At 59.6% G+C, this 9,333-nt stretch carries 9 protein-coding genes; 2 read left to right on the plus strand and 7 right to left on the minus strand.

Features of this window, described 5'->3' with window-relative positions; translation table 11 throughout:
* Positions 1–146: 146 nt before the first annotated feature.
* The 6 genes from QMX91_RS25860 to galE form a co-directional block, all read right to left on the minus strand.
* Entirely contained in the window at positions 147–2,225 is a 2,079-nt protein-coding gene (locus QMX91_RS25860; RefSeq protein WP_123588486.1) for a YjbH domain-containing protein, read from the minus strand.
* Entirely contained in the window at positions 2,222–2,983 is a 762-nt protein-coding gene (locus QMX91_RS25865; RefSeq protein WP_349016850.1) for a capsule biosynthesis GfcC family protein, read from the minus strand. Before QMX91_RS25865 ends, QMX91_RS25860 begins: the two co-directional genes overlap by 4 nt.
* Positions 2,980–3,645, minus strand: a complete 666-nt coding sequence (locus QMX91_RS25870; protein ID WP_166497668.1) for a YjbF family lipoprotein — start codon at positions 3,643–3,645, stop codon at positions 2,980–2,982. The genes QMX91_RS25865 and QMX91_RS25870 overlap by 4 nt, the downstream gene beginning before the upstream one ends.
* An 8-nt stretch (positions 3,646–3,653) precedes the next feature.
* Positions 3,654–4,715 (minus strand): polysaccharide biosynthesis/export family protein, encoded by a 1,062-nt coding sequence (locus QMX91_RS25875; protein ID WP_096797780.1) that lies wholly within the window; start codon positions 4,713–4,715, stop codon positions 3,654–3,656.
* 144 nt (positions 4,716–4,859) lie between these two features.
* Entirely contained in the window at positions 4,860–5,096 is a 237-nt protein-coding gene (locus QMX91_RS25880) for a hypothetical protein (RefSeq protein ID WP_003226528.1), read from the minus strand.
* A gap of 231 nt (positions 5,097–5,327) precedes the next feature.
* Positions 5,328–6,344 (minus strand): UDP-glucose 4-epimerase GalE, encoded by a 1,017-nt coding sequence (galE, locus tag QMX91_RS25885; protein WP_096797779.1) that lies wholly within the window; start codon positions 6,342–6,344, stop codon positions 5,328–5,330.
* Positions 6,345–6,733: 389 nt separating this feature from the next.
* Here galE and galU point away from each other — a divergent pair, with 389 nt between their 5' ends.
* Together galU and QMX91_RS25895 are read left to right on the plus strand one after the other, a co-directional pair.
* On the plus strand, positions 6,734–7,567 hold the full coding sequence (gene galU / locus QMX91_RS25890; RefSeq protein ID WP_027611481.1) for a UTP--glucose-1-phosphate uridylyltransferase GalU: 834 nt from the start codon (positions 6,734–6,736) through the stop codon (positions 7,565–7,567).
* A gap of 38 nt (positions 7,568–7,605) precedes the next feature.
* Positions 7,606–8,010 carry a mannose-1-phosphate guanylyltransferase gene (locus QMX91_RS25895; protein WP_098964773.1) on the plus strand — a complete coding sequence of 135 codons (405 nt, stop codon included), beginning with the start codon at positions 7,606–7,608 and terminating at the stop codon, positions 8,008–8,010.
* Positions 8,011–8,093: 83 nt separating this feature from the next.
* Here the strand turns inward: QMX91_RS25895 and QMX91_RS25900 are convergent, their stop codons facing one another.
* A complete protein-coding gene (locus QMX91_RS25900; RefSeq protein WP_282413580.1) occupies positions 8,094–9,233 on the minus strand; it encodes a GDSL-type esterase/lipase family protein in 1,140 nt (379 codons plus the stop codon).
* Positions 9,234–9,333 lie beyond the last annotated feature (100 nt).

Here is a 9,333-nt window from a genome sequence, read left to right on the forward strand (position 1 = left end):
GGGGATCAAGATATCCAGTTCACCCCGTACCAAAGTGGGAGCGTGGCTTGCCCGCGAAAGCGGTGGGTCAGGCAGCACAGATGTTGAATGTGCCAACGCCTTCGCGGGCAAGCCCGCTCCCACAGGTCTCAAGGGGGTTCTCGGGTTTACTCGGTAATCTTCGAGAAGTTGCGGTAGAACATGTCGCCCTCGCGGCTATCGGTCATCGAGTGCAACTGGAAGCTGCGATTAAGCCTGGCGCCGCCGTCACGGGTCAGGGGGGCCCAGACCAGGTTGGCACGGCGCATGGTCGACATGCTCATCATTTCGTCGAACGGGATCGACAGGTAGATGCCCTTGTCGAAGCTACCCTCCCCGTACTCGGCGCTGCCAGCAGTAGTAATCGTCGCCCAGGCACCGAAACGCACACCATTGAAAAACTCGCGGGAGATGTCCAGCGTACCGCCCCAGTCGCCGGCCAGATAACGACCGACGCTGACTGCTGCCAACGTGTCATACGGCAAATCGGTGTAACCGGTGATGTGCCCCGTCCAGACCGAGTAGTCGCGCAGGCCGAAACCCTGGTCGAACTCGCGCTGGCGCACATAGTTCAGATCCGCTCCCACCGACCAGCGCTCACCGGTCGGCCGGAACAGCACCTCACCGCCGACGCCGGCAAACATCGATTCCAGATAGCCGCCGTAGACCATGCCATACAGGTCCTTGTCCAACTGCTCGGCATGGCTGACCTGGAACAACGGCATGGTCACTTCCGAGGTGGTCAGGTACTGACGCAAGTCGGTACGCACCCGTGGCAGGCCGCTCGGCGCATCGTAGGTGAACTTGTCGAAGTTGTTCACCAGGTTGGCACTGAGCAGACCGTTCCACCAGGTGTTGCGGTTGAAGCGGTACTCGGCGTCCGCGTCGGCACTGAATTGATAGAGCAAACCATCCGGGCCGCCAACGTTCTGCTTGAAGCCCAGTCCAACGCCATAATTGAAGTGCTGCGGCGCTTCGCTGTAGAGGGTTTTCTCGTTGTGCGGCATCGCCGGGTTGATCTCGGTGGTGCGGTGCAACGACTCCAGCGGCTCCTCGTTGTTGATCACTTCGCGGAAGGTCTGGCGCGGCACGCTGGTCTCTTCCAGCGGCAGGTCGTAACGCTTGTTGACCACGGTGAACCAGTTGATGTCGTCGTTCACACTGTTGTCGAGAATCCGGCTCGCGCGGCCGACAGCCTTCGACGAATGGAAGTAGCGCTGCTGCTCGCCGTAGACGATCAACTCGGAATCACGCTGACTGATGCGCTCGACCTTGTACCCGGCATTCTGCTGCAAGCGTTGCGACACGTCGGCCCAGTTGACCTGTTCCATCGGCGTGGTCGGCATCTTCGCCGGCAGCGGTTCCGGCGTCGGGTCGTAGGTCTTGGCCGGCGCCTTGCGGCTGACGAAATTGGTGTGGAACGTGATGCCGAACATCGCCGTGTTGCCCCGCTCCCACGCCGCACTGACGTCCACCGAATCCGCCACCTTGAACACCGCGCCGAAGTTGATCGGCGAGTCTTGCTTGATCACGTTGTCCTTCGGCTCGTGCTTGTAATCGTTGCCTTCGTATTCGAGTTTCAGGCTGAGTCGATCCCACGGCGTCTGATAGCTCACACCACCGAAGAACGAAGGCTTGCCACGGAAGTACGAACCGGCGTTGACGTCGCCGGTGCCTTCCAGGGCCGGACGGGTCTTGAAGCGATCATCGAGATAGCCCAGCGGGTTGTCGAGGTCGCCGCGATTACCGAGATAACCCCAGGCAATGCCGGCGCTGAAATCGAAATTATCAAAGCGCTTGTTGGCGACGAAATATTCGCTGGCGAACAAGCCGGTACCGCCAATGTCTCGGAAGCCCAAAGCGACATCGGGGGCCCAGTGGGTTTCCTGCCACAGCCGGACTTTGGCATCGACCGCCTTGTCCTTATAGCTCTGGCTGCCGCTCATCGACTCCGGCCCGTACGGGCGGTTGGTGATGGCGGTGTAGCGGAACGAGCCTTCGAGCCAGTCCAGCGGCTGCAGCGACACGCTGTAGCGGCTGTAAGGCTCGGTGCGGTTGGCGTTGACGCTCAGCTCTCCGGCCGGAGCCATGCGCGCGGTCGGGGTCTGCAACAGACCGGTGCCGCCGAAATCATTTTGGGTAATACGCGGCTCGGCATGCACCAGACCGCACGGCAATAACAACACAGCTGCAAAACGTAACTTCAACGAACCACCTCAGCCAGCTGCGTGGCAATCAATTCGGCCAACTGCTGATTCAGTTCAGGAACAGGCGGATCCAGATCATCGTTTTTCACCGGCACCAGAATCTTGCTGCCGGCCACGGGGAACTGCCCGCTCTCGCGATTCCAATGCGCAATGCCCACCCGCCGCACCGCACCATTGGGCTGGATCAGCCACAGGTAATCGGCCTCGGCATCGTCCAGCGGCGTACAGCTTTCCAGATACTCACGCGCCTCCAGCAGCGGCTGATAAGGCAGGTGACAGGTTTCGGCGACCGCGCCCAACACTTGCACCTCGTCGACCCGTTTCGGGTAGATCAGCCGATCGCCGTCGTCCAAACGAATGTTGCGCGCGAAACCGACTTCCACCGCGACCGGATCGAGGTCCGCCACCTGTCGCCCGGTGACCGGCATTTGCCGCACCTGCTGAGCCAGGCGCAGCGCCAGCGCCGCGCGGCTCGGGCGGTCAAACAACGAAGCCATGCGCTGCAACACATCCAGATCAAACAACACCCCGGCCTTGAGCCGCGCCTGCTGTTCCAGCAACGACTGGCGCAGCAACACGCCGGCCAGCCAGTAACCTTCGGCATTCGGCACCGCCACGCTGATCACGTCGAGCAAGCGCCCGCCCGGCGGCAACTCCACCGGCCCTGGGTTGGCGACATCGCCGCTGACGGTGACCGCTGCCTGACTGATGCCGCTGAGCAACAGCAAACCTGCCGATAACATCCGTAAGCGCTTCACGGCAGATGCCTGCGATCAGGGGTCAGTTGCACGATGCGCACACGCATTTGCGCGGTCAGTTGCTGCTCGCTCTGCAGGATGAAACCGTCCAGCGGATCGACCCAGTAATGGTTGGTCGCGCGCAGCCCGATCGCCGGGACGTCGATACGTTCGTCGACACGCAGCACGGTGTATTCCTTGTCGAGAATTTGCAGGGTTTGCGTGGATCGACGGGAGAACCGGCTGTTGACGATCAAACCGACTTCCTGGCCCTTGTACAGGTCGATCCAGCGCTGACTGGTGAAGCCATCGGCGACTTGATGCAGGCCGCGCTTGAACGGCGCGTTGTCGGCCAGCCGCGTACCGTCCAGGTCGCCCTCGACGCCGAGGCCGATGGTGCGCACGGCGAGGCCATCACGCAGCAGCAACACCTGTTTGCCGGAAGCCACCCAGAACTGCAGGTCTTCCCGCTCGCGCACCAGCGCCAGCACCCCGGAGCCGGACGGTGTGGTCAGTTTGACTTGCGGGTACTTGACCTCGGCCACCTGCGCCGCACTCACGTCCAGCTCGTCCGGGCCGAGCACCGCCGACTTTAGGTTGCGCACCGAAGCGGTCATCAGCGGGTTACAGCCACACAACATCAAGGCCGCCATCAGGCAGACGCCAACTTTCAAGGTTTTCACGGTCGGCCTTATTTGCTGTTGTTACTGAATTCGCTCCAGTTCTTCGCAGCGGAAGCCCCGGTCCCGACAATCGATGCCGACGGCACCAGTTGGCTGATGAAGCGGTTCCAGCGCGTGACGTTGGCCGGGCCGACGTACACCACGTCCTGCGGACGCACTTCAAAGTGCGAAGCAAGTGCCATGGCGGTCGGCGACTGGGCTTCCAGTTGATAGATCTTCGCTGGCTCGACATCGAGGTTTTCCACCCCGCGAATCACGTACACCGCGTTGCCGTTGGAGGTGGTCTGGCTCAGACCGCCGACCGAACCGAGCACGTCGGAAAGGTTCATCGTCGCGGTCTTGAAACTCAGCGCACGGGGCTGATTGACTTCGCCCATGACGTAGATGCGCTTGTTGTCGTTGTACGGCAGGTACAGCTGATCGCCGCCCTTGAGGAAGACGTGCTGCAACTCGGAATCCTGCTGGTTGAGCGAGTCGAGATTGAGCGGATACACCCGGCCATTGCGCGTCAGCAACAAGCCAGACAAATCAGCATTGTTGGTGTCGATGCCGGCCGTACCGAGGGCTTCGACCACGCTCAGCGGGTTGGTGGAAATCGGTTGTGGCCCGGCCTTGGCCACGGCACCGGAAACCACCACTTTCTGACTGGCGAAACGCAGCACCGCGACATCCACTTGCGGCTCGGCGATGAACGCCGACAGCCGGGTTTCGATGTCCGAGCGCAGCTGTTGAATAGTCTTGCCGGCCGCCTGCACTTCCTTGATGAACGGGTAGTACAGCGTGCCATCGGAGCGCACCAGTCGACCGTTGGCGTCGATCTGCTGTTGTGCCCCCGATGGCGCGGTCAGCTCCGGGTGATCCCAGACCGTGATGTACAGCACATCGTTGCTGCCGATGCGGTATTCCGCAGGCGTTGCCAACAGTTCCGACGGTACCGTCTCACGCTTCTGCGTGGCACGGGTCATCGAGATCAGCTTGGGCGTGATCGGAATCAGCTCGACCCGACTGCTTTCGCTGGCGCCCTGGCGCGTGATGTCGCCAGTGCTCAGGTATTGGCCGGGGGAAAACATGCAACCTTGCAAAGCGATACTTGCCAACAGCAAAAGAGAAAAACTACGAGTCATAATGGCACTACGCTATTCAAGGGCGAATCTAAAAATAAAGTCACCCGACTTGCGTCGGGCGACCCTGTACTGCACTAACAAATGTTCCTGTTAGTTGTGCGTGCCGGTGGTGCCGGTAGTACCGGTGGTGCCAGTGGTACCGCCGTTGGCACTTCCGCCGCTGTTGGACGCTGCGACTGCACTGGCAACCATTGCAGTACTGGCAGCAGGCGCTGTAGAAGCCGCAACGCTGCCAGATACATTGGTCACCGCAGTTAGCGGCGCTTCAGCAGCGGACGCCCAGTTGCTCAACATCGTCAACAGGGCAATCGCCATCACTTTTTTCATATCAACTCCTTTCTAACATTCGACCTGTTAAAAACCGGTCTTTGTTAGCGGTGGTAGCGTTCAAGTCCGCGAAAAGCGCGAACAAGATCCGTCGTTCTTTCACAGTCTTACCCAACTGATAAAAGTCGAACGGCAGGTTTATATCTACGGACTTGCAAAAGGCATTTCCAGCGTATTTTCCCGACGATATCTAACAGCTGACCGAAACTAACATTCAGTATTAGAACGACATCATTCGAGATAACCGCGCGGATGATTCGATTGCCAGCGCCAGGTATCGGTGACCATGTCCTGCAAACTGCGCGTGGCTTTCCAGCCGAGTTCTTTTTGCGCTTTCGAGGCGTCGGCCCAGCTCTCGGCGATGTCCCCGCTGCGCCGTGGCATCACCCGGTACGGCACCGGACGTCCACTGGCTTGTTCGAAGGCATGCAGCACTTGCATCACGCTGTAGCCGTCGCCGGTGCCAAGGTTCCAGGTATGAATGCCCGGACGGTCGGCAATCGATTGCAAGGCTTTGAGATGGCCATCGGCGAGGTCGACGACGTGGATGTAATCGCGAACCCCCGTGCCGTCGATGGTCGGGTAATCGTCGCCGAAGATCGATAACTCCTGCAGGCTGCCGACCGCGACCTGGCTGATGTAAGGCAGCAGGTTGTTGGGGATGCCGCTGGGGTCTTCGCCCATATGCCCGCTGTGATGCGCGCCGATCGGGTTGAAGTAACGCAGCAAGGCGATGCTCCAGCGCGGCTCGGCCTGGCTCAGGTCGCGCAGCACGTTCTCGACGATCAGCTTGGATTGACCGTAAGGATTGGTCGGAATGCCGGTGGGGAAATCCTCGCGGATCGGCATCTGCTCAGGCTCGCCATACACCGTGGCCGAAGAGCTGAACACCAGCCGGAACACCCCCGCTGCGGCCATCGACTGACACAAGGTGATGCTGCCGCCGACGTTGTTCTCGTAGTAATCCAGCGGCTTGCGCACGCTCTCGCCGACGGCTTTGAGCCCGGCAAAATGCAGCACCGCGTCGATCGCATGCTCTTGGAAAATCCGGTCGAGCAACGCCCGGTCGCAGACATCGCCGCGAATCATCAGCGCGCTTTTGCCGCAGATACCTTCTATCGCGTGCAATGCCGCATCGCTGCTGTTGCAAAGATTATCCAGTACAACAACTTCATAACCTGCTTCAAGCAGCGCAAGTGTGGTGTGCGAGCCGATATAGCCGGCGCCACCCGTTACCAGAATCTTCATAGCGCGGTCCGTCATTGGATAAGTGACAAGTAGCCTGTCAAGTCCCTTTCATTGAATCTGTGGCGCACCACACAAATAAGGACGACAACAGCCTTAAACAAAATTAGTTCAACCACTGGCAATAAATATTTTTGCAGGTCAAACTGTATTGCCCGGTACTTATTAGCACCCCAAGTACACTCATCACTATCAACAGATACCGACTAAAAATAACTAATAACGCCTTAACCGACATCTCATAACATTGTCATGTTTTACCCCCTGCGCTAATTGCCATTAACAACCTGACTCAGGTATTAAAGTACTCGTTCAATAATCATTGAAACTTGTGCGCCTTGATAAGTGCGCGCATCCGTTGCCTGTGTTCCATGACTGTCCAGGATACTTTTATGATTCGTAAATGTTTGTTCCCCGCTGCCGGTTACGGCACGCGTTTCTTGCCGGCGACCAAAGCCATGCCCAAAGAAATGCTGCCGATCGTCAACAAGCCGTTGATCGAATACGCCGTTGAAGAAGCACGGGACGCCGGCCTGCAACACATGGCCATCGTCACCGGTCGGGGCAAGCGTGCGCTGGAAGACCACTTCGACATCAGCTACGAACTCGAACACCAGATCCGCGGCACCGAGAAAGAGAAGTTCCTCGCCGGCACCCGCGAGCTGATCGACACCTGCACCTTCTCCTACACCCGTCAGGTGGAAATGAAGGGCCTCGGTCACGCGATTCTCAGCGGCCGCCCGTTGATCGGCGATGAACCTTTCGCCGTGGTGCTGGCCGACGACTTGTGCCTGAACCTGGAAGGTGACGGCGTGCTGTCGCAGATGATCCAGCTGTACAAGAAATTCCGCTGCTCGATCGTCGCCATCCAGGAAGTCCCGGCCGACCAGACCCACAAATACGGGGTGATCGCCGGCGAGCTGATTTCCGAGGGCATCTACCGGGTCAATAACATGGTGGAAAAACCGGCGCCGCAGGATGCCCCGTCGAACCTGGCGATCATCGGCCGCTACATCCTGACGCCGGACATCTTCGACCTGATCGCCGACACCCAACCGGGCAAGGGCGGCGAGATCCAGATCACCGACGCGCTGATGAAACAGGCGCAGAACGGTTGCGTGCTGGCTTACAAGTTCAAGGGCCTGCGCTTTGACTGCGGCGACGCCGAGGGTTACCTGCAGGCAACCAACTTCTGCTACGACAACGTCTACCTCAAGGGCCGCTGAGACGGTCCCCGCCCACTTCTCTTTTCAGGAGGCAACCCATGAACATGGCACAGCATGCAGCAGAGATTGAACGGGAGGTGGGCAACCTCGGGGTGGTCAGCTGGCTGTCACACCATCAGCCGTTGCCCAGCGCCAACGAGTCATGGCTGGGCAGTATTTTGCTGGTGGAACGCATCGGCATGTTTCCCTCGTCCGGCGACATTCGCCGCACGCTGGCGGATCCCTATCCCCTGCTCGCCCATCTGAAACAACGGTATGCCGAGCAGGCGCTGGAAATGGACGATCGTGATGGCCTGAAGGTGATCTTCAGCGACTGGCGCTTCCGCGTACGCCTGTGCTGCAACGAGCCGGCGATCATCATCAATGTCGAGACGCGGTGTGCCACGCAACTGATGCCGCAGAAAACGGCTGAGCTCCTGAGCCAGATAGATAACTTCAAATAAAACACGCCCCTGTAGGAGCTGCGGCACGCTGCGATCTTTTGATTTCTTTTTCAAGATCAAAAGATCGCAGCCTTCGACAGCTCCTACAGGGGTTTCGTTGGGTCGCAACTGTCCGCGTTGATGCCACTGACGATCCAGCGATAGAAGTAATCGGCAATCACTTTCCCGCCCGTGGCCGGCTGCGGATGAATCTTGTCCGGGCCGATCATCGCCGCCGCATAGCGTTTGACGTCAGGGCCGAACGCGCATTGCAGATTGGCAAACCCCATCTGCTGCTCGTGCGCCCACGGCTGCAAGACCTGTGCATACGCCGACATCGGATAGGCGCTGGAACGCGTGGTGTCCTGACGCATGATCAGGTTGATGCTCGCCGCCGGTTGGATCTCGCGGATCATCGCCACCAGGCCCTGAACGTTGTGCAGGTATTGTTCGGGTTTGACCCCGAAGCCCTGATCGTTGCCGCCGAGCATGATCAGGTAAACGTCGGCGGGGATCTTCGACACGGCGGCTTTCCACTGCACCTGCCATTGCGGGTCCTGGTGATAGAAATCCACGGATGCCGCGCCCGAGGCCGCCAGTTTCGAAACACGCACGCCGTGCTGCTCGTTGCTCAGCCACAGGCCAAACAAGGTCGGTGCGCCCTTCACCACTTCCAGTTTGAATGACCAGTCTGGCGCTGAAGAGAGACCTGCAAGCGGTACTTCCTGAACGCCCGAACCCTTGAGCGTCAATGGCTGCCAGTCTTCCGAGGGTGTCCAACGGTAGCGCAGCTCACTGGCTTCGCCGTTGCCCAGATAGAGCAATTTCGCCTGGGTGACTTGGGTGTCGATGGCCGGTGTCGGGCTGGCATCGATTTGCAGCCAGGCACCGGGCTTGCCGGTCACCGTGCGGCTGTCGGGGCTGGCCTGACCGAGGCCAGACACTTGCCAGCCACCGCCGAAGTACTTTTCGCTGCTGCGGGTGTATTTGAAATGCGTGCCCCCCAGCGCCGCGCCATGGTTGAAACCGACATAGCCGGGGCCGGCAAAACCGACCTCCCCAGCCACGCGCTGCACCAGTTTGTTCAGGTAGAAATCCTGCCCGGCGCTGTAGCTGTCGCCGATCACCGAGACCGACAAGACCTTCCCGGCCTTGCCTTCGCGCCACTGCGCAAAGCGCTCGCGGGCATCGCCTACTTCCACCACCGACGCCGCGACGGGCTGAGCGTCATTTACTGCCAACATGCATTATTTCCTTCAGTCTGGAATGGCCCCTTCGCGAGCAAGCCCGCTCCCACATTGGATCTCGGCAACTCACACAATCCCTGTGGGAGCGGGCTTGCTC

It is taken from the genome of Pseudomonas sp. PS01299, from assembly GCF_029960145.1.
Classification (GTDB): Bacteria; Pseudomonadota; Gammaproteobacteria; order Pseudomonadales; family Pseudomonadaceae; genus Aquipseudomonas; species Aquipseudomonas putida_A.

Excerpts from the sequence above, each read along its gene's own strand:
- QMX91_RS25880 (WP_003226528.1), bottom strand. The coding sequence starts at position 5,096 with ATGAAAAAAGTGATGGCGATTGCCCTGTTGACGATGTTGAGCAACTGG.
- QMX91_RS25875 (WP_096797780.1), bottom strand. The coding sequence starts at position 4,715 with ATGTTTTCCCCCGGCCAATACCTGAGCACTGGCGACATCACGCGCCAG.
- galU (WP_027611481.1), top strand. The coding sequence starts at position 6,734 with ATGATTCGTAAATGTTTGTTCCCCGCTGCCGGTTACGGCACGCGTTTC.
- galE (WP_096797779.1), bottom strand. The coding sequence starts at position 6,344 with ATGAAGATTCTGGTAACGGGTGGCGCCGGCTATATCGGCTCGCACACC.
- QMX91_RS25900 (WP_282413580.1), bottom strand. The coding sequence starts at position 9,233 with ATGTTGGCAGTAAATGACGCTCAGCCCGTCGCGGCGTCGGTGGTGGAA.
- QMX91_RS25895 (WP_098964773.1), top strand. The coding sequence starts at position 7,606 with ATGAACATGGCACAGCATGCAGCAGAGATTGAACGGGAGGTGGGCAAC.